The sequence below is a fragment of the Massilia eburnea genome, from assembly GCF_009720745.1.
In the GTDB taxonomy this organism is placed as follows: domain Bacteria; phylum Pseudomonadota; class Gammaproteobacteria; order Burkholderiales; family Burkholderiaceae_D; genus Rugamonas; species Rugamonas eburnea.
Genome location: NZ_WNKX01000047.1, coordinates 1 through 20,090, shown reverse-complemented (window position 1 = coordinate 20,090; position 20,090 = coordinate 1). Strand labels below are relative to the sequence as shown.

The following is a 20,090-nucleotide window of genomic DNA, read 5'->3' as shown; positions in this document are numbered from 1 at the left end:
CTGCCGCCGCGTGCGCGCGTGCGAGCGCTGCGCGGGCAGGCGCCGGGCGCAGCGAGCGCATTGCCAGTTCTGCTGCGGCCAGTTCGGCCACGGCCGCCAATGCCGGCGTCAGTGCGCGCATATCGAGACGGGACAATTCCGCAGCGGCTGCATCGAGCCGGCCAAGCAGCAGGTATTTTCGGGTGGCGATCAGGCGCGCCTGCAAGGCATTGCCGTAGTCGCCATGCGCCTCCAGGGCTGCCAGAGCGGCGGCCAGTACACGCGGTGGGCTGGCGAAGTCGCGCATGGCCAGCGCCACCTCTGCCTCCGCGACCACGCAGCGCGCGCGGGACAACTCCTCATGCGAACCGAAGCCTTTCGCAGCGCGCCGCAGCAGCTCGCGCGCACGCGGAAAGTCGCCCAGGCGCGCCATGGCGATGCCACGCAGGGCCAAAGCCGGCGGGTCGTCGCGCAAGGAGACGTGCTTTAGCGCGCCAAGGACATCGCCGGTGGCGAGGCAGCGCGCCGATGCGGAGATCAGGGAATCCATCAAGCCCGGAGGACGCGGGAGGCGGCGGCGCGCAGCAGGATGCGCGAATACAGTTTGTGGAAGCCAAGCAGCGCGCGGAAGGCGCCCCCCTGGCTCCTTCGCACCACGGCGGAACCGAAGTAGAGCCGCGTGCCCGCGCCGCCCGCCGGAGCCGCCATCAGCCAGGAGCGCGTGCTGCCTGCAAAATCGCACATCAGCAGTTGGCCAGGCGCACGCGCCTCGACCGACCACGCAGCAAACATCTCGCGCTTGCCACCAGCCAGCTCGCGCGCCTCGGCATCGTTCGAAGGGCGCGACACGAAGAGCGCCAGCAGCAGGCGCTCAAGCTTGAAGACGGAGGTCGTGTAGAAAGCTTCGACAAAGGCCGCATGCGCCACCTGGCCCGGCACGTCGATCGCAAAGCAATCGGTGTAGGCGCCCCGCTCGCGGTAGCGCTGCAATAATGCGTCCGCAGGCAGGTCGGCGATCACAGGTACTCCCAGCTGTCGGCGCCATCGAAGCGGCGCACTTCCAGCGCCGCCACCACGCCAGGCTCGAAATTGGCCATGTTGACACCCATGCGGCCAAGATCGTTCGCCTTGAGCGCCTTCCAGTGCGTGACGCAGCCGCAGGAACGGCAGCGCACTGTGCGCAGCGACTTCTCCCCCCAGACATAATCTTCAGTCTGCGAAGGCTCGCCATCGATGCGCACGGCATCCTCGGGGTAGAACGCCCACAGCGCCCGAGTACGGCGGCAGATCGAACAATTACAGTCGATCATATACGCCGGCGCGCCGGGCACCTCGATCGTGATTGCACCGCAGTGGCAGGTTCCTTTGATCATCTGGCAAGGATAACACCCCGCTCGCCGATTTGCAGCCGGTCGGGATCGGTCCCCAAAACGCGTTTCAGGTTCTCGCGCGCGCTGTTACGCAGGTTGGCCGCCACGTGCTCCGGCTGCACCTTTTGCTGCTGCGACTTGTAGGCCAGGGCCATGAAAGCACCGACCATCGCACTTTTCTCGTACAGATTGCGAAGTGCCTCGGCACTTTGCTTTTCGGCGAGCCGGCGCGCGCCGCCGCCGCGCCGCAACTGCTCCGCCACCGCCGCAAACTCCGCGTCCTGCACTTCGCGGTTGGCAAAGACCATGTAATTGCCAACGATGAAGGCCGCCAGGGCGCCTTCCAGGTCGTCGCGCTGCCAACCCATTTTGGCAGCGACTTGCTGGTAAACGTCCATGCTTTGCTCAAAGCCTTGCGTCATCTTGGCTCGGCTCGCCGCCGGAAACATCCTGGCCAGTTCCTGCGCATTGCGCTGCACCGCGGGCCGCCCCATCATGCGCGCTGGCCGCTCCACAGCGGAGGCGCCAGTGTTCATGGAATTGTTGTTCATCACCGCCATATTGGCGAAGTTGATCAGCGGCGCGGTGGTCGCTGGATAGTCCATGCCTAGCCCGACCAGGCCTTGCGCACGGCTTGACGGCGCGGCAGCCAGCGCGGCCCACAGCAAGAATACGGTGTACTTCATCTTCACCTCCTGGAATCCTGAGAGTCGGCAAAGAGCGTCTCACGATGCGCGCCGTTCGACGAGCAGGCGCAATGGGTCCGGCAGCCATTCCCGCAAGCTGGCGCCGATGGCGGCCTCCCGGCGCTGCCAGAACACGCCGGCTGCGATAATGGCGATACCGATGGCGGTCAGCGCGACGGGGAACATCAGGCTGTCGCGGAACATGTGGTAGGAGACGTTGCCCAGGTAAAGGGCCACGCCAATACCGCCGAAGACGGCGAACACACGGCGCGACAGGGCGGCGCCGATCCCGATCATGCCGACGTTGATCATGCAATACACGAATTTGCCTAAATCGCTGCCCGAATCCATCGAAGTCAAAGCGCCCCAGAACGTGATGACGCCCCAAATGTACAGCCAGAATGCAAAGTCCTTGCTGCTGCGGTTGCGCAGGTCGATCCACAATGCGAGCAAGATCATGGCCGCACCGAATACTGCGGAAATAACCTTGCCTTCGTCGGAAAACAGGCTGTACTGGCCAAGCAGCATTTCCGTAACGTCCATGCTCATGTACCACAGCGTCACAGCGAGCGGCATTACCGTGAATGGCATGCGGTAGCGCCACAGGATCACAGCACCGGCTGCGAGCGTGCCAAGCTCCATGTAGATCCAGCGCCAATCGATGTAGTAGTGGTAGTCGCGGTATCCACCGCCATGACTCCGCTCAGCCCAAAGCCCAAGCGCATGCTGGAGGCCGTAGATGGCCAAAGGTACCAGCACCACGGAGAAGGCGGCCAGGATACCGGCCGGCAGCTGCAGTCCGCGCGCCTGCAGCCATTCGACACCGCCAATGGCCGCCACCATATAGAGAATGGAAATGAGCAGCAGCCCGGTGCCGCCGAACGACTCCCAGCCCAGGGTCATGAACAGCGACATGGCGCCGATCGCAATCATCCCGCCCAGGTAGTACAGGATGTGCGCCGGCTTGAAGCCTGGCGTGTGCTGGTCGCGCTCGACCAGGAATTGCCACAGGCGCTCGGCCTGGCCGGCATCCAGCAGCTCCTGGCTTGCCGCCTCGTCCAGCATTGCGCGCGTCAGCTTCATTTGCTCTCCCGATGAGTAGTATCGGGAGATTCTATTTCAAATGATTGCAAAAAGGCTATTTGTTCTGCTCGTCGCGATGGAAGAAGGCGATGACCTCGGCCGCTTCACGCGTGCGTTTGAAAGGCGGCAGGCTTTGCCAGATGCGGCGGCCATAAGGCTTGGAGATGACGCGCGGGTCGCACAGCATCAGCACCCCGCGATCGCCTTCGTCGCGGATCAGGCGGCCGGCGCCCTGCTTCAGGTTGATGATCGCTTCCGGCAGGGTTTGCCCCATGAAGCCGTTCAGGCCCTGGCGCTCCATCACTTCGATGCGGGCGGCCAGTACGGGATCGTCCGGTGGTGCAAATGGCAGCTTGTCGATGATCACCAGCGACAGCGCCTCGCCGCGCACGTCCACGCCCTCCCAGAAGCTTTGCGAACCAATCAGTACGCCGTTGCCGGCCTTGCGGAACTGGTCCAGCAGCTCGGTGCGGCCACGGTCGCCCTGCACGAACAGGGGGAATTTCAGGCCGCGCTTGTCGAATTCATCGCGCAGGCGGTCGGCGGCGCGCTTGACGGCGCGCAGCGTGGTGCACAGCAGGAAAGTGCGGCCGCCAGCGGCTTCGATGATCGGCAGCGCGGCATCGAGCACGGCGTCGGTGTAGCCCATCGAGTTTGGGTCGGGCAGGCCTTGCGGCACATACAGGATGCCCTGCTGTTCGTAATTGAACGGGCTTGGCCAGTTGCGCGCGACTTCGTTCTCCAGCCCCAGTTGCTGGGCGAAGTGAGTGAAGTCGTTTTTCACCGCCAGCGTGGCGGAGGTGAAGATCCAGCTGCGCGGCACGCCTTCGCGCTGGCCATTGAAAATCGGGGCGATCGACAGCGGGGTCTTGTGCAGCTGCAGCGAGCTTTGGAAGGCCTCCACCCAGTACACGGCTTCTTCGCCGGGCGCCACCTTGGCTTTGGGATCGAACTTCCAGGCTTCCAGGCGGGCCGACAGCTCTTCGCCCCGCACACGGCATTGTTCGATGGTCTCGGCGCGCTCGGCGTTCTTTTCCAGTACGGCGACCATGTCGATCATTTCGTCCTTCAGCGTCTGCAGCGCCGGGAAGAAGTCGCTGGATGGGGCGATCTGCGGCAGGGACATGCGCACGATGTCCTGCGAGAAGGTCAGGCGCAGGTCGCGCGCCGCTTTCTCCACCGGGGTGACGACCTTAGCCCATTCGGCGCCGTCGCGGGCGTGGGCCAGGCCCTCCGCCAGCACGTCGCGGCACAATTCAAGGATCTGCGAAGTGGAGATGGTGTCGCCGAAAAACAGCGTGGCGGTGTCGGGCAGCTGGTGCGCCTCATCGAAGATCACGGTGTTCGCTGCCGGCAGCAGCTCGGCCACGCCGGTATCCTTCAGCGCCACGTCGGCGAAGAACAGGTGGTGGTTGACCACCACCACGTCGGCCTGCTGCGCCTCGCGGCGCGCCTTCATCACGAAGCAGTCCTGGTAGTACTGGCACTCCTGCCCCATGCAGTTTTCACGGGTGGAGGTCACCAGGTTCCATACCAGCGCGTTTTCCGGCACGCGCGCCAGTTCGGCCTTGTCGCCGGTATTGGTCATCTTCAGGAAACGCGAAATCTCGCGCAGGTAGCCCACGTCCTCGCGCGAAGTCATGCGGCCATTCTGCAGCGTGCGTTCCAGGTGGTAGTGGCACAGGTAGTTCGAGCGCCCTTTCAGCAGCGCCACCGACACCGGCGCCTGCAGCGCGGAACGGATGGTCGGGATATCGCGCAGGAACAGCTGGTCCTGCAAGTTCTTGGTACCGGTGGAGACGATGGTCTTGCCGCCCCACAGCAGCGCCGGCACCAGGTAGGCGAAGGTCTTGCCGGTTCCAGTGCCGGCTTCCGCAATCAGGGTCTGCTGCTTGGCGATGGCGTCGGCAATCGCCTTGGCCATCTCCGTCTGCGATTTGCGCGGACGAAAACCGCCCACCGCCGGGCCCAATGGGCCGCCGGGTCCAAACAAGCGCTCAATGTCGGCGTCGTGCGCCCCCGGAGGAAAAACCGGATCGTTCGGCGCGCCGGGAGCGGCGGTCGGCTGTTGTGAATCTGTCAAGTTCGTCTAAGGTGAGATTGGCCTGCTCAGGCCGGTACGTCGGGCACCAATTGCATTTTCAGCAGGGTGATATAGTCTTTCAATTGCAACTTGCGCTTCTTGAGGCGGCGCAACTGAAGTTGATCGTGATGACCGTCCAGGGTCAACATTTCAATGACTGCATCCAGGTCGCGGTGCTCGACGTCGAGCTCAACGATGCGGCGCTGAATTTCTTCTTTGTTGATCATAGGTGGAAAGTCACGATTACTATTAACGTTTGCTTACAGTTTCGTATGGACAACAGGCTATACTTGCAACAAAACTGCAGTCAGGTGCATAGTTTAACTCAGGTAGTCAATGGAAAGAAGCTGTCAAGTCCCTATGAGCACGTATAAGATCGAGGCCGGAACCGCGCAACACATTGGTAGCCGGCCCCAGCAAAATGACCGTGTAGCGCTGTTTACCGCGCCCAAAGCACCCGGCTACGTGCTCGCCGTGCTGGCCGACGGCATCAGCGGCGGCGCCACTGGCTCCGAACAGGTGCTGCATACGGCCAAAACACTATTTGACGAATACCGCGCGTCCGAGACCGTCAGCCTGCCCCGCCTGGAGGAGTTGCTGCGCGAAATCGCGCATGACGTGCACCAGATCCTGGTCATGGATCCCCGTACCGGGGCCAGCGAACCGCAGTCGAGCATGGTGCTGATGGTGCTGACGCCCGATCGCCAGGCGGCATGGGCCGTCGTCGGCGACTCACGGCTGTATCGTTTTGACCACAAGGAATGCGTGGGGCGCAGCGGTGATGCGGAATATGTCGCGCACCTGATGGAAACCGAAAAACTGCCGGAGGAATCGGCGCGCAAGCACCGCCAGGCCAAGCTGCTGAATAATGTGCTGGGGAATAAGCACCGGGAGCCGTTCGTGGTGTTCGGCGTGCAGGAGAATTTGAAGGCAGGAGATGCTTTCCTGCTCTGCTCGGATGGGCTGTGGTCTTATTTCGCGGACGTGGAGCTGGCTTCGGTGATCGCCAAGAAGTCGCCGCGCGAGGCGGCCGAAATGCTGATCAACAAGGCGCGCGAACGGGCGCAGGGCAAGGGGGATAACTGCTCGATGGCGATTATCAAGCTGGTAGCGCCGCCTAAGGAAGAGGTCAATTACACGGTGCAGAAGATGCGCAAGGCGATCTGAAACCCGGCAAGTCTGGGTCTGACCCAAGGGTCAGACCCCGTACGGTCTTGAGCCTGGCGACCGGGTTTAAGGCTGTTGATCTTCGGCGAAGATCAAAGGCGTACAACCAACACCGTTCGCTGTGGCGTACTGGGTCTGCCCCTTGGGTCAGACCCTGGATTACCGGGTTGGAGCCTCCGCCGCCTTTTTCTTCTTAGCTTCCTTCTCCGCCAGCTTGGCCTTGACCTCTGCCTGGCGCTTCTCCGACTCCACTTTTTTCCTCTCGAATGCCGCCGCATTGGCCGCTCGCTTCGGCGCATCAGCGGCTTCCTGCGCTGCGCGGGCGCGCTCCTTGGCGTCATGCTCGGCCTGGCGCTGTGCCACCGACACTGCGGCCGGCTTCGGCAGAGGCTTGTCTTCCGGCGCCACCTTCGGCGGTTTCGGATGCTCGGCGTGGTAAGCCGCTTCCGCCGCATCTTTCTGCGCGCGGTCTTCCAGTTCGCGGTCACGCACTTCCACCGCATTCTGGCGCTTGAAGTGGCTCGCTTCCACCTCCACAGCCCGCAGTTCGGCCAGGCGCAGGCGGCGTTGTTCCTTGGCCTTGTCCAGGCAGGCATTGACGAAGAACTTCTCGTAGCACAGCGTTTCGCTGGCGCTGAATTCAGCCTCCACCACCTCGCGGTCCTTCTTCACCTGCAGCAGGCGCGCGTCGGCCTGCTCGACCGAGTGGGTTTCGGGAATGCGCGGGGCGCCAGTCGTTGCCGGACGGCCGATGTCTTCCTGCGCCAGTACAGCGCCAGGCAGCACCAAAGCCAGCCAGATCCAGTTCTTCAAATTCTTCTCCTTGTCAGGACAGCTTTTCGGCGGCGCCGCGCTGTTCCTTTTCCATATACTCACGCGACTGCATCTCGACAATACGCGACACCGTGCGGTGGAATTCATTGGATAGTACACCGCTTGTGTACAGCTCTTCCGGCTCCACCTCGGCCGACATGATCAGCTTGACCTTCTGGTCGTAGAACACGTCGATCAGCCATGTGAAGCGGCGCGCTTCGGACGATTGTCCAGCCGACATCATCGGAATACCGGACAATATCACGGTATGGAAGCGGCTGGCGATTTCCAGGTAGTCGTTCTGCGAGCGCGGGCCGCCGCACAAGGTGGCGAAATCGAACCAGATCGTGGTGCCGGCACGGCGCAGGGCTTTCAACTCGCGGCCTTCGACGTGGATGCGCGGGTCTTCGTCGGCCGTTTCCGCAACGCGGGCGAAAGCTTCGCGCAGCTTATGGTCGGTGTCGGCGTTGAGCGGCATGTAATAAGCTTCGACCTGTTCCAGCGCTCGGCCGCGGTAGTCGACGCCGGCGTCCACGTTCAGCACGTCCATCTTTTCTTTCAGCAGGGCGATGGTGGGCAGGATGCGGTCGCGGTGCAGGCCATCCGGGTACAGGGTGGACGGCTCGTAATTGGAAGTCATGATGAAGGCTACGCCGTTGTCGTACAGCGCCTTCATCAGGTTGTACAGGATCATGGCGTCGGCCACGTCCGATACGTGGAATTCATCGAAGCAGATCAGGCGGTACTTTTTCGCAATGCGTTTCGCTACTTCGTCCAGCGGGTCTTCCACGCCGCGCAGTTCGTCCAGCTGCATGTGGACATCGCGCATGAATTCGTGGAAGTGCAGGCGCGTCTTTCGAACCAGCGGGATCACCGAATAGAACGAATCCATCAGGAAGGACTTGCCGCGCCCTACCCCGCCCCACATGTACACGCCGCGCGGAGGCGCCGGGCGGTTGATCAGGCGTTTGAAGGAGTTGGAGCGCTGGGACTTGTACTCGACCCATTCGTCGTAGCACTGCTGCAGGCGGTCGACGGCGCGCTTTTGGGCGGCATCGGCTTTGAAGTCGCGCTGTTCGAGCGCGTGCTGGTAAAACTCTTGGACGTTCATTCTTTTAACCCGGTAAACCAGGGTCAGACCCAAGGGTCAGACCCATCCACTTCAGGATGCGCTGACTGGGTCAGACCCTTGGGTCTGACCCAGCCTTACCGGGTTTAGAAGTTCAGCGTACGCTTATCAACCGCCAGCGCCGCTTCCTTGGTCGCTTCCGACAGCGATGGGTGTGCGTGGCAGATGCGCGCGATGTCTTCAGCCGAAGCCTTGAACTCCATCGCCACAACCGCTTCGGAGATCAGCTCGGAAGCCATCGGGCCAACAATGTGCACGCCCAGGATCTCGTCGGTGGTCGCATCGGCCAGGAACTTCACCATGCCGTTGGTATCGCCCAGCGCACGTGCGCGGCCGTTTGCCAGGAACGGGAAGGTGCCGGCCTTGTACGCCACGCCTTCAGCCTTCAGCTGCTGCTCGGTCTTGCCCACGGAAGCGATTTCCGGGTGGGTGTAAATCACCGATGGCAGGGTATTGAAGTTGGTGTGGCCATGCTGGCCGGCGATACGCTCGGCCACGGCAACGCCTTCTTCTTCCGCCTTGTGCGCCAGCATCGGGCCGCGCACCACGTCGCCGATTGCCCACACGTTCGGCAGGTTGGTCTTGCAGTCGTGGTCCACGGTGATCATGCCGCGCTCGTCGACCGCCAGGCCCACTTTGTCGGCGCCCAGGCCGATGGTGTTGGCGGTACGGCCGATCGACACGATCAGCTTGTCGAAGGTTGCCTTCTGGGCTTCGCCCTTGGCGTCGGTGTATTCAACGGTGACGTTGTTCTTGCCCGCTTCGACCTTGGTGATCTTGCAGGACAGGTTGATCGACAGGCCTTGCTTGGTCAGCAGCTTCTGTGCTTCCTTGGCGATCTGCTCGTCGACTGCGCCCAGGAAGGTCGGCAGGCCTTCCAGCACGGTGACTTTGGAGCCCAGGCGGCGCCATACGGAGCCCAGTTCCAGGCCGATCACGCCGGCGCCGATCACGCCCAGATTGGCTGGCACTTCTTCGATGGCCAGCGCGCCGGTGTTCGACAGGATCAGTTTCTCGTCGAACGGTGCGCCTGGCAGTGCACGCGGGTTGGAGCCGGTAGCAACGATGATCTGCTTGCCGGTGATGGTCTCGGTGGTAGGACCGGAGATGGCGATCGGGTAGCCTTCAGCGCCAGCGGCGCCGGCGAATGCGCCGCGGCCGTGGAAGAAGGTGACCTTGTTCTTCTTGAACAGGAACAGGATGCCGTCGTTGTTCTGCTTGACCACGGTGTTCTTACGCTTCAGCATCTGCGCCACGTCGAAGGACAGGCCTTCCACGTTGATGCCGTGCTCTTTGAAGCCGTGCGATGCGTGCTCGAAGTGTTCGGACGATTGCAGCAGTGCTTTCGATGGGATGCAGCCTACGTTGGTGCAGGTGCCGCCTGGTGCAGGCTTGCCGGCTTCGTTGCTCCACTCGTCGATACAGGCCACGGAGAAGCCCAGTTGCGCTGCGCGGATGGCGGCGATGTAACCGCCAGGACCGGCGCCGATAACTACTACGTCAAATTGTTTGTTGCTCATGTTCTTTCCCAATCATTGGTCGTCCGTGGGGACGAAAATCCACATAAGGATGTAAATCAGTCCGCCGAAGCCGGCACATGTTGCGACGAGAGCGAAGATCAGGCGCCAGATCCAGGATTCGATGCCGGTTTGCCTGGCGATACCGCCACACACGCCGCCTAGCCAGCGGTCGGTGGTGGATCGGCGCAGCTTGCCGACTTCGGCGGCGAAATCACCGCTTGGCTGCTGGCTTGCACCGCCGTCTTGCAGCAGTTTTTCCTTGGCACGGGCGAATTCTTCATCGCTCAGGGCACCGGCCTGGTGCAGTTCGTGCAGACGCTTCAGTTCTTCGGAGACGCTCATGTGACCTCTCTTCGATTTTTAGACCCGGTAAACCTGGGTCTGACCCAAGGGTCAGACCCATCCACTACCGGTGGCGCTGACAGGGTTTACAGGTCCAGCAGCAGGCGCGCAGGATCTTCCAGCGCTTCCTTCATTGCCACCAGGCCCAGGACAGCTTCGCGGCCGTCGATGATACGGTGGTCGTAGGACATCGCCAGGTAGTTCATTGGGCGAATCACGATTTGGCCGTCAACGACAACAGCGCGGTCCTTGGTGGCGTGCACGCCCAGGATTGCGGATTGTGGTGGGTTGATGATCGGGGTCGACAGCATGGAGCCGAAGGTACCGCCGTTCGAGATGGAGAAGGTACCGCCGGTCAGGTCTTCCAGGGTCAGCTTGCCTTCTTTAGCCTTGGCGCCGAATTCGCCGATCTTCTTCTCGATCTCGGCGATGCTCATCTGGTCTGCGTTGCGCAGGATAGGCACCACCAGGCCGCGTGGCGAACCCACTGCGATACCGATGTCGAAGTAGCCGTGGTAGACGATGTCGTTGCCGTCGACCGAAGCGTTCAGGATCGGGTACTTCTTCAGTGCGTGCACAGCGGCCTTCACGAAGAAGGACATGAAGCCCAGCTTCACGCCGTGTTCTTTCTCGAACTTGTCCTTGTACTTGTTGCGCAGGTCCATGACCGGCTTCATGTCCACTTCGTTGAAGGTGGTCAGGATGGCGTTGGTGGATTGCGATTCAACCAGACGCTCGGCGATACGTGCGCGCAGGCGGCTCATTGGCACGCGCTCTTCCGGACGGTCGCCCAGGTTGGCGGCGGCTGGCGCAGCAACCTTCTGCAGTTGTGCCTTAGGAGCGGCTGGAGCCAGCGGTGCCGGAGCAGCTGGTTTTGGTGCGGCAGCAGCGGCCAGGGCGTCGCCCTTGGTCACGCGGCCATCTTTGCCGGAACCGGCAACGTCGGAAGCGGCGATGCCGGCTTCGGACAGGATCTTGGCGGCAGCTGGCATGGCCACGCCGGACTTGTCGGCGGAAGCGGCAGCTGGAGCGGCGGCGGCAGGAGCAGCAGCGGCAGCAGCTGGAGCCGAAGGAGCAGCGCCTGCAGCGGCTTCGGTATCGATGATGGCGATCACTTCGCCGGCAACCACGGTGGCGCCGTCGTTCTTGATCACTTGCACAACCACGCCGGCGGCTGGTGCTGGCAGTTCCAGGACGACCTTGTCGGTCTCGATGTCGATCATGTTTTCGTCGCGGGCCACTGCCTCGCCGACTTTCTTGTGCCAGGTCAGCAGGGTCGCTTCAGCGACGGATTCCGACAGTTGAGGAACTTTGACTTCGATTTGTGCCATTTGTTTTTTACTCCGAATTTTGTGTATTTTTAGCGCCGCCCGCACGCAGCGGGCGGCTCACCCGCTTGATGCGATTACTTGGTCAGGATGAAGCCCTTCAGCTTCGAGAACGCGGTTTCCAGCAGGTCTTTCTGCTGCGCGTAGTGCTTGTCGTAGTAACCCACGGCAGGCGAAGCGGAGGCTGGGCGGCCGGCGTATGCCAGCTTCTGGCCCGACTCCATCGACTCGAAGATGTTGTGCTGGATCTGGAACCATGGACCCTGGTTCTGCGGCTCGTCCTGCGCCCACACCACTTCGGCCAGGCTTGGGAACTTCTTCAGTTCAGCAGCGAAGGCTTTGTGCGGGAACGGATACAGCTGCTCGACACGGATGATGGCGGTGTCGGTCACGCCGCGGGTCTTGCGGGTGTTGACCAGGTCGTAGTACACCTTGCCGGAGCAGGCGATCACGCGCTTGACCTTCTTGGCGTCGATCGAAGCATCGACTTCGCCGATCACGGTCTGGAAGGCGCCCTTGGCCAGTTGCTCCAGCGGGGAACCAGCATCCTTGTTACGCAGCAGCGACTTAGGAGTCAGGATCACCAGCGGCTTACGGAACTGGCGCACCATCTGGCGGCGCAGCACGTGGAAGATCTGCGATGCGGTGGTCGGCTGCACCACTTGCATATTGTTGTCGGCGCACAGCTGCAGGAAACGCTCAGGGCGGCACGACGAGTGCTCCGGACCCTGGCCTTCGTAACCGTGCGGCAGCATCATGACCAGGCCGGAAGCGCGGCCCCACTTCACTTCGCCGGAGCTGATGAACTGGTCGATCACAACCTGGGCGCCGTTGACGAAGTCGCCGAACTGGGCTTCCCAGATGGTCAGGGTGTTAGGCTCGGCGGTCGAGTAGCCGTATTCGAAGCCCAGCACTGCTTCTTCGGACAGCACGGAGTCGATCACGGTGAACGGCGCCTGGCCTTCTGCGATGTTCTGCAGCGGGATGTAGGTGCCAGCGTCCCAACGTTCGCGGTTCTGGTCGTGCAGCACGGCGTGACGGTGGGTGAAGGTGCCGCGGCCTGCGTCCTGGCCGGTCAGGCGCACTGCGTAGCCGGAGGACACCAGGGAGGCGAATGCCAGGTGTTCGCCCATGCCCCAATCCAGGTTCATCTCGCCCTTGCCCATTGCGGAGCGGTCAGCCAGGACCTTCTCAACCAGCGAGTGCACCTTGAAGGTTTCCGGCACGGTGGTGATGGCGGTCGCCAGGCGCTTCAGCTCAGTCATCGGCACGGCGGTATCGGCCGCGTCGGTCCACTTGCGGTTCAAGAATGGCAGCCAATCGACAGCGAACTTGTTCTTGAAGTTCGAGATCACCGGATCGATGGTGTGCTTGCCCTGGTCCATCGCAGCGCGGTAGGCGGCCACCATGGCGTCGCCGCCGTCGGCCGGGATCACGCCCTGGGTGATCAGCTTGTCCGCGTACAGCTTGCGGGTACCTGGGTGCTTGGCGATCTTCTTGTACATCAGCGGCTGGGTCAGCGCTGGGGTGTCCTGCTCGTTGTGGCCCAGTTTGCGGTAGCAGATGATGTCGACAACGATGTCTTTCTTGAACTGCAGGCGGTAGTCCAGGGCGATCTGGGAAGCCAGTACCACGGCTTCAGGATCGTCGGCGTTCACGTGCAGCACAGGCGCTTCGATCATCTTCACGACGTCGGAGCAGTAAATGGTGGAACGTGCATCGCGCGGATCGGAAGTGGTGAAGCCGATCTGGTTGTTGATCACGATGTGCACGGTGCCGCCGGTGCCGTAGCCGCGGGTCTGCGCCAGGTTCAGGGTTTCCATCACAACGCCCTGGCCGGCGAATGCCGCGTCGCCGTGCACCAGGATCGGCAGCACTTGCGCGCCGTGGACGTCGCCGCGGCGGTCCATACGGGCTTTCACGGAACCTTCGACAACCGGGTTGACGATTTCCAGGTGGGACGGGTTGAACGCCAGCGACAGGTGCACCGGGCCGCCTGCGGTGGAGATGTCGGACGAGAAGCCCTGGTGGTATTTCACGTCGCCGGCTGGCAGGTCGTCGGCGTGCTTGCCTTCGAATTCTTCGAACAGGTCCTTAGGCGCCTTGCCCAGGGTGTTCACCAGCACGTTCAGGCGGCCGCGGTGGGCCATGCCGATCACGATTTCCTGCACGCCTTTTTCGCCGGCGCGCTGGATCACTTCGTCCAGGGACGCGATGAAGGTCTCGCCGCCTTCCAGCGAGAAGCGCTTCTGGCCGACGTACTTGGTGTGGAGGTAGCGTTCCAAGCCTTCAGCGGCGGTCAGGCGCTCAAGGATGTGCTTTTTCTTTTCGGCGGTGAAGGCCGGGGTCGAACGGATCGATTCCAGGCGCTCCTGCAGCCAGCGCTTTTCGGCCGGGTCGGAGATGTACATGTATTCCGCGCCGACGGAGCGGGTGTAGGTGTCTTTCAGCAGGTTGGTCAGGTCGCGCAGGGTCGCGGTCTCTGGGCCGAAGTAGGTGTTGCTGATGTTGAAGACGGTGTCCTGGTCGGCATCGGTGAAACCGTAGAACGATGGCTCGAGTTCAGGGATGTTCGGACGTTCCTGGCGCTGCAGCGGATCCAGGTTGGCCCAGCGAGAGCCCAGGTAGCGGTAGGCTGCGATCAGCTGGGTAGCTGCCACGCGCTTGCGGCCCATTTCGGCGTCGGACGAAGCGACGATGGTGCGGATCGGGCCAGCTTTCGCGCGCTCGGCGAAGGAGGCGATGACGGACGAGTGAACGACGTCTGGCTTGGCGCTGCCGTCAACGGCAGGCACATTCTGCATGGCGTCGAAGTACTGGCGCCAGTTATCTGGCACGGAGCCAGGATTCTCAAGGTACGCCTCGTACAGTTCTTCTACGTACGGCGCGTTCCCACCAAACAGGTAGGAATTGGACGTCTGTTGTTGCATCATTTCTTTGCTCACCTTTCTTCGCGCTTCGCGAGGAATTAGCGGGTTGTTCAAACCTTCCGCGACACGGCCTGACCGGTTAGCGGATTGCACATCAAGTTGTGGGGAAGGGCTCTGTTGTTTCCAGATTTTCCAAAAACGGTCGCCTAGCATAGCATTGTCATTGAACTGAAACAACTAAAAGGCGCTGCAGTACGTAGTCTCCCGCAGGCGGCTTATCATTCAGTTAAGCTGCGCTAAGCCAACCGGGGTCGGTGGCGAACCAGTCCGCCAGGTAATCGAGCATGGCGCGTAGCACTGGCGGCATGTGCTGGCGCGAGGTGTAGATGGCATGAATGCCCAAGGATTGCGGTTGCCAATCAGACAATACTTCGACCAGCACGCCGGTATCGATCATCGGCTGCGCCGCGAAGCGCGGCTGCATGGCGATGCCGGCGCCCTTCCCTGCCGCCGCCAGCAAGGCCATGGACTCGTTGGCGCTCAGGTTGCCGCCCACAGGCACTTCTACCGCCTCAGCTGCTGGCGCCGGCGCCTCGCCCTCCCGCGTGAATTGCCAGGTGCTCTTGCCGAAATAGCTATAAGTCAGGCAGTTGTGCCGCGCCAGGTCCTGCGGGCCGGAGGGCAAGCCATGTTCCGCGATATAGCTTGGCGCGGCGCACAGCAAGGAGCGGCACTCGCCAAGCCGGCGGGCAATCAGTCCCGGCTCGAGTGCGTTGGTGATGCGGATCGCCAGGTCGATGCGCTGCTCGACCAGGTTGACCGCGCGGTTATCGACCTGCAGGTCGACCCTGGCGTTCGGGTAGCGGCGCAGGAAGCCCACCATGGCCCCGGCCAGCGCCGTCTGCGACAGGAACTGCGAGCAAGCCACCCGCAACAGCCCGCGCGGCTCGCCTGCGCCAGGATCGCCCGCGGTGGCGACTTCGCCAGCCAGTGCCAGCAACTCGCGGCAGCGGCTCAATGTCACCTCGCCTGCCGACGTCAGGCTGAGGCGGCGCGTCGTACGGTGAAAAAGCCGCGCCCCCGCCCACTCCTCCATCTCGGCCAGGTAGCGCGTCACCATGGCGCGCGACATATCGAGCGCCTCGGCTGCGCCCGCCAGGCTGCCACGTTCAGCGATGGTGACAAAGACATTGGCGGAGGTAATGCGGTCCATATGATCGATTTATGCAATAAACAGTTTCAATATACCCTATTTTTCGATCATGTCAGGCGGCCTAAACTGGCGTCATCCAATCAACGAAAGGAATTCAGTCATGCTCAAACACACTCTCGCCGCCGCTGCCTTTGCCACCGCAACCGCCGGCGCCTCTGCCGCCCCGCTGACGCTGGAAGTATTCAACCCTGGCGAAGCAGCCATCTTCCCCGTCTCCTCAGTGCTGGTGAAAGGCGAAAAAGACGCCGTGCTGGTGGACGCCCAGTTCTCGCGCGCCGAAGCCGAAAAGCTGGCCGCCCAGATCAAAGCCAGCGGCAAGCGCCTGACCACGATTTACGTCAGCCACGGCGACCCCGACTTTTACTTCGGCCTGGACGTGCTGAAAGCCGCATTCCCGCAAGCGCGCATCGTCGCCCGCGGCACCACCATCGCAGCGATGGAAAAGAAAGCGCAAGCCAAGGTCGCCTACTGGGGCCCGATCCTCGGCGCCAACGCCCCAAGCGGCGTAGTGATGCCCGAGTTGCTGCAAGGCGACATCGAACTCGAAGGCAAGAAGCTGGAAGTCAAAGGCCAGGGTGACCGCAGCTATGTGTGGATTCCATCGATCAAAGCCGTGGTGGGCGGCGTGGTCTTGTTCAAAGGCCTGCACGTCTGGGTAGCCGACACGCAAACGCCCGAATCGCGCGCCCAATGGCTGTCCGTGCTGGATGAAATGGCCAAGCTGAAGCCGGAGACCGTCGTCCCCGGCCACTTCGCCCCCGGCTCCACGATGACCCCAGACGCCATCGGCTACACCGCCGACTACCTGCGCCGCTTCGAAGCCGCCACCCCAGCCGCCGCCGACAGCGCCGCCCTGGTCGCAGCCATGAAGTCCGCCTACCCCCAAGCCGGCCTCGAAAGCGCCCTGCAGTTGAGCGCCAAAGTCGCCAAAGGCGAAATGAAGTGGTAATCCCACAGCCCAGCCCGTGTCTCACCTTGGGGTCACACCCGAAATGGGACACGGGCGCGACTGTGCCATGCACGAGCCCGTGTCTCGAAACGGGTGTGACCCCATGGTGGGACACGGACTCTGCCGGTGAAAGTCTAGACTTTCGTGTCTAGATCATTTATTCTAGATCCATTGATGTTCATCCTGGATCTGCCATGACTTTGCCAAAACCTACACCTAGCGAACTGGAAATGCTGCGCCTCTTGTTTGCATTGGGGCCGGCAACGGCGCGGCAGGTGCATGAGGCGGCAGTGGAAACACGGCCGGATATGCAGTACGCGACAGTGCTGCGCCTGCTGCAGGTCATGCACACCAAGGGATTGCTGAATCGCGATGAGAGCCAACGTGCGCACGTCTATTCTCCAATCGAGCAGCAGGATTCGATCCAGACTTCCCTGCTGAAGGACTTGATCCACAAAGCCTTCGCTGGCTCCGGCAAGGCCCTGGTGCTGGCTGCGCTGAAAGGCGGCACCGTCAGCGCCAAGGAGCGCGCCGAAATCCGCGCCCTGCTCGACGAAGAGAAGTAATCCCCGATGCACACACTGGAACAACTGCGCGCCGGCGAACTGACCGGCGCCGTGCGCCTGCAACTGCGCTGCGGCCTGACCGAATTCCCGCGCGAGATTTTCGAGTTGGCCGATACGCTGGAAATCCTCGACCTTTCCGGCAACAGCCTGACCTCTTTGCCCGACGACTTGCCGCGCCTGCACCGCCTGCGCATCATCTTCTGCTCCGACAACCCGTTCAACGAATTGCCGGAAGTCCTGGGCCGCTGCCCCTCGCTGACGATGATTGGCTTTAAAGCTTGCCAGATCACGAAAGTATCGGCAGCCGCTCTGCCCGCCCACCTGCGCTGGTTCATCCTGACCGACAACCGCATCGAACAGCTGCCAGCCGAAATCGGCCACTGCACCGACATGCAGAAGCTGATGTTGTCCGGAAACCGTCTGCGCGCCCTGCCGCTAGAACTGGCAAATTGCAGCAAGCTCGAACTGCTGCGCATTGCATCGAACCTCCTGCCGGAGCTGCCGGAATGGCTGCTGGCCATGCCGCGCCTGACCTGGCTGGCCTGCGCCGGAAACCCATTCAATGAAGCGACTGCCGCAGCGTCCCCACAAGTCCGCAGCATCAGCTGGAACGAGCTGCAAATCCAGCACAAGCTTGGTGAAGGCGCCTCCGGCATCATTCATCAAGCCACATTGGACGGAGCACCTGTCGCGGTAAAAGTCTACAAAGGCACGATGACCAGCGATGGCTCTCCCGAGCACGAAATGGCCGCCTGCATCGGCGCCGGCCAGCACCCCAACCTGATTCCCGTACTCGGCACGATTCCCGACCACCCGCAGCACCTTCCCGCGCTGGTCATGCCGCTGATGGATCCAAGCCTGCGCAACCTTGCCAGCCCACCCAGCTTGGCAAGCTGCACGCGCGACGTCTACGCGGAAGACCAGCAATTCAGCCCCGCGACGCTGCTCGGCATCGCACGCGGCATCGCGTCCGCCGCCGCGCACCTGCATGCGCGAGGCATCATGCACGGTGATCTGTACGCCCACAACATCCTCAACTGCGGCAAAGGCAACGCGGTACTGGGCGACTTCGGCGGCGCATCCATGTTCGAACCCGGCACCAAACTCGCAGCCGCCTTGCAGCGCCTGGAAGTCAGGGCCTTTGGCTGCCTGCTGGAAGAGCTGTTGGTGCATTGCGATGAAGGCCTCCCGCAGCTACACAGTCTGGCACTTGAATGCCTTCAGCAAACGCCAACTATGCGCCCCGACTTTGCGGAAGTCCTGTTACGCTTGGGAACAGAGCCTTAACCCCTATTAAAGCAAAGTTGGCGAAATGCGGATTGCTTCGCGCGACAGGTCTTCAAGGCGCTCTGTCTGTGATCAGGCAGCGCTTGTGCAGCCAAAGACTTGGCTGGTGAGCGCTTTCATTCTTTGGGCAGGAGTTGCAAGAGCTCGTGGTCTTTCGGCGCGATCACTAGCGCCAGGCCCAGGCCTTCCAGCACCGCCAGCAGTTTGTCAGTCCGGATTCCACCTGCGCCATTCTCAAGCCGCGACAGCAGGTCCACGGAAACCCCGTTCAGCGCTGCGGCATCGTCAATGCGCAGGCCTTGCTGCTTACGGTGGGCGCACCTGCCGACCGAGGTCGGCCAACTCCTGTACAAGCTGCACTGTAGGCGGGGTGGCGATGTCTGCTTTCTTCATTTCGGAATTTCAGAAAGTTATTCTGACTGAAGCAGTACAGTCCAATTATTTCTGATATTCCGAAATTTTTCTAAGACATCAGTATTCCCAAGGTCCGGCCGCGAACTCTACCTCGCCGCCTTTGAATTCGCGCACACAGGTATCGCGGAATTCTTCGCCGCAGGCGCGCATACTGAATTCGACATCGGGGTACAGTTTGGCGATCTCTTCGGCCAGCTTAGTGAACTCCACTGCCCAACCACCGATATCTGCCCGCCCATCCTCAAACAGGTCACGCAATTCTTTGAGCGAGTAACCGGCCTCCTCGGCAAGTTCAACTAATTCAAGCCTCGCATCCACGTCAATCTTTTCGTCGGAAACATAGCCAATCTCAACAAGCAGGTCGTAGCTCAAAAAGTATTCTCCTAAATAAAATCGGGCATTGGTTCGCCCATTACGTCATAAAGCGATAACAAGGTTTGCATCGGGGTCAATTCCGGCGAACCGAAACCGTAAACCAGTTTTAACCAAATCGCAGGTTCCTTATACGCGCCGTTATACAACCATTCGCTATCCACGTAGGATCGCAGCATCTTCTTGCCGGCCTCGAATAATTCGTCTTTGCCGAATTCACCGCGCAGGTGGTGCAGGCACAGCGCGTATGCGAACTCCCTTGGGCGCCAGACTTTTTTTAGCTCCAGTTTCTTTGCGCCGCAAAAGCGCTCGAAGTCAGCAACTCCCCGCTCATATTCGCCCGCGAACACGCAGGCCGGCAGGAACTGCTCGACGTAATCCGTTGCCGGGTTGCCTCGGGTAGGCCCACACTCCTCCATTTTCAACGAGTACTGAACAACCGCCCCTTTCCAGGCGTCGACGTCATTCTGCGAATGCGCCAACCACTTGCAAATGGCTTTGGCCTCGTACAGATAGGCGAGCTGGTACCTGCTGGCCCCACGGTCATCCTTCTTCTCGATTGCGTAATCCAGCCAAGCCAGCGTATTAGGGAAAATTGGCTCAATCTCCTTGGCTAGTCCGCATAGCCATAAGCTAACAGCAGTATTGACATTGCTCAGGGCCGAATTGCCCATCAATGAGTTGGAGTCAAATTTCTTTTTCAAGTAGAACGAGATCAAGGAGCCTTCATCGCGAAGAAAGGACTCTCTTCTTCCAGCCGCATTCCATTTCATAATCAGATCCAATAGTTGAAAAAAAAAGGTTCATCACGGATTGCTGTGATGTAGTCCTAAAAACAGGAAAGCGGTGAAGAAAAGTTAGACTTGTTGTGCGACCAACAAAACTCAACTTTACCCACCGCTTTCATGCAAGATAATAA

20 protein-coding genes and 1 pseudogene are annotated in these 20,090 nt (G+C 61.4%); 4 read left to right on the top strand and 17 right to left on the bottom strand.

From position 1 onward, the window contains the following. The 7 genes and pseudogenes from GM658_RS28095 to GM658_RS28065 form a co-directional block, all read right to left on the bottom strand. Positions 1-529: pseudogene (locus GM658_RS28095) on the bottom strand (helix-turn-helix domain-containing protein); the annotation flags it as partial. After that, on the bottom strand, positions 529-999 hold the full coding sequence (locus GM658_RS28090) for a hypothetical protein (RefSeq protein WP_211841956.1): 471 nt from the start codon (positions 997-999) through the stop codon (positions 529-531). The gene GM658_RS28090 and the pseudogene GM658_RS28095, both read right to left, overlap by 1 nt. Continuing rightward, positions 996-1,352 (bottom strand): GFA family protein, encoded by a 357-nt coding sequence (locus GM658_RS28085; protein WP_155457418.1) that lies wholly within the window; start codon positions 1,350-1,352, stop codon positions 996-998. The genes GM658_RS28090 and GM658_RS28085 overlap by 4 nt, the downstream gene beginning before the upstream one ends. Next, a complete protein-coding gene (locus tag GM658_RS28080; protein ID WP_155457417.1) occupies positions 1,349-2,035 on the bottom strand; it encodes a DUF6683 family protein in 687 nt (228 codons plus the stop codon). Before GM658_RS28080 ends, GM658_RS28085 begins: the two co-directional genes overlap by 4 nt. Before the next feature lie 39 nt (positions 2,036-2,074). Continuing rightward, positions 2,075-3,118: a DUF2157 domain-containing protein gene (locus tag GM658_RS28075; RefSeq protein WP_155457416.1), complete on the bottom strand. Its 1,044-nt coding sequence runs from the start codon at positions 3,116-3,118 to the stop codon at positions 2,075-2,077. 55 nt (positions 3,119-3,173) lie between these two features. Next, positions 3,174-5,201 (bottom strand): DNA repair helicase YoaA, encoded by a 2,028-nt coding sequence (yoaA, locus tag GM658_RS28070; protein ID WP_155457415.1) that lies wholly within the window; start codon positions 5,199-5,201, stop codon positions 3,174-3,176. A gap of 26 nt (positions 5,202-5,227) precedes the next feature. After that, positions 5,228-5,428 carry a YdcH family protein gene (locus GM658_RS28065; RefSeq protein WP_055931517.1) on the bottom strand — a complete coding sequence of 67 codons (201 nt, stop codon included), beginning with the start codon at positions 5,426-5,428 and terminating at the stop codon, positions 5,228-5,230. Positions 5,429-5,561: 133 nt separating this feature from the next. Between GM658_RS28065 and GM658_RS28060 the strand changes: the two genes are divergently transcribed. Next, the gene (locus tag GM658_RS28060; RefSeq protein ID WP_155457414.1) at positions 5,562-6,368 is read left to right on the top strand and encodes a PP2C family protein-serine/threonine phosphatase; all 807 of its coding nucleotides are present in this window, start codon (positions 5,562-5,564) and stop codon (positions 6,366-6,368) included. Positions 6,369-6,527: 159 nt separating this feature from the next. Here the strand turns inward: GM658_RS28060 and GM658_RS28055 are convergent, their stop codons facing one another. The 7 genes from GM658_RS28055 to GM658_RS28025 form a co-directional block, all read right to left on the bottom strand. Next, positions 6,528-7,181, bottom strand: a complete 654-nt coding sequence (locus tag GM658_RS28055) for a hypothetical protein (protein WP_155457413.1) — start codon at positions 7,179-7,181, stop codon at positions 6,528-6,530. Positions 7,182-7,194: 13 nt separating this feature from the next. Further along, on the bottom strand, positions 7,195-8,292 hold the full coding sequence (gene zapE, locus GM658_RS28050; RefSeq protein WP_155457412.1) for a cell division protein ZapE: 1,098 nt from the start codon (positions 8,290-8,292) through the stop codon (positions 7,195-7,197). Positions 8,293-8,396: 104 nt separating this feature from the next. Then, on the bottom strand, positions 8,397-9,830 hold the full coding sequence (gene lpdA, locus GM658_RS28045) for a dihydrolipoyl dehydrogenase (protein WP_155457411.1): 1,434 nt from the start codon (positions 9,828-9,830) through the stop codon (positions 8,397-8,399). A gap of 12 nt (positions 9,831-9,842) precedes the next feature. Beyond that, positions 9,843-10,172 carry a PspC domain-containing protein gene (locus tag GM658_RS28040; protein ID WP_155457410.1) on the bottom strand — a complete coding sequence of 110 codons (330 nt, stop codon included), beginning with the start codon at positions 10,170-10,172 and terminating at the stop codon, positions 9,843-9,845. 86 nt (positions 10,173-10,258) lie between these two features. Next, the gene (gene odhB / locus GM658_RS28035) at positions 10,259-11,503 is read right to left on the bottom strand and encodes a 2-oxoglutarate dehydrogenase complex dihydrolipoyllysine-residue succinyltransferase (RefSeq protein WP_155457409.1); all 1,245 of its coding nucleotides are present in this window, start codon (positions 11,501-11,503) and stop codon (positions 10,259-10,261) included. Positions 11,504-11,577: 74 nt separating this feature from the next. Further along, the gene (locus tag GM658_RS28030) at positions 11,578-14,433 is read right to left on the bottom strand and encodes a 2-oxoglutarate dehydrogenase E1 component (protein WP_155457408.1); all 2,856 of its coding nucleotides are present in this window, start codon (positions 14,431-14,433) and stop codon (positions 11,578-11,580) included. 223 nt (positions 14,434-14,656) lie between these two features. Beyond that, positions 14,657-15,583: a LysR family transcriptional regulator gene (locus GM658_RS28025; RefSeq protein ID WP_155457407.1), complete on the bottom strand. Its 927-nt coding sequence runs from the start codon at positions 15,581-15,583 to the stop codon at positions 14,657-14,659. 100 nt (positions 15,584-15,683) lie between these two features. Between GM658_RS28025 and GM658_RS28020 the strand changes: the two genes are divergently transcribed. The 3 genes from GM658_RS28020 (at position 15,684) to GM658_RS28010 (ending at position 18,385) form a co-directional block, all read left to right on the top strand. Further along, on the top strand, positions 15,684-16,532 hold the full coding sequence (locus tag GM658_RS28020) for an MBL fold metallo-hydrolase (protein WP_155457406.1): 849 nt from the start codon (positions 15,684-15,686) through the stop codon (positions 16,530-16,532). A gap of 194 nt (positions 16,533-16,726) precedes the next feature. Beyond that, complete coding sequence (locus tag GM658_RS28015; protein WP_155457405.1) at positions 16,727-17,098, top strand: BlaI/MecI/CopY family transcriptional regulator; 372 nt, start codon at positions 16,727-16,729, stop codon at positions 17,096-17,098. A 6-nt stretch (positions 17,099-17,104) separates the two neighbouring features. Continuing rightward, complete coding sequence (locus tag GM658_RS28010; RefSeq protein WP_155457404.1) at positions 17,105-18,385, top strand: leucine-rich repeat-containing protein kinase family protein; 1,281 nt, start codon at positions 17,105-17,107, stop codon at positions 18,383-18,385. A 116-nt stretch (positions 18,386-18,501) separates the two neighbouring features. Here GM658_RS28010 and GM658_RS28005 read toward each other — a convergent pair whose 3' ends face one another. From GM658_RS28005 to GM658_RS27995, 3 genes are all read right to left on the bottom strand, one after another. Then, complete coding sequence (locus GM658_RS28005) at positions 18,502-18,738, bottom strand: helix-turn-helix domain-containing protein (RefSeq protein WP_229417108.1); 237 nt, start codon at positions 18,736-18,738, stop codon at positions 18,502-18,504. Between the two features lie 118 nt (positions 18,739-18,856). Then, on the bottom strand, positions 18,857-19,171 hold the full coding sequence (locus tag GM658_RS28000; protein WP_155457403.1) for a hypothetical protein: 315 nt from the start codon (positions 19,169-19,171) through the stop codon (positions 18,857-18,859). A gap of 11 nt (positions 19,172-19,182) precedes the next feature. After that, positions 19,183-19,944 (bottom strand): hypothetical protein, encoded by a 762-nt coding sequence (locus tag GM658_RS27995; RefSeq protein ID WP_155457402.1) that lies wholly within the window; start codon positions 19,942-19,944, stop codon positions 19,183-19,185. Positions 19,945-20,090: the final 146 nt, after the last annotated feature.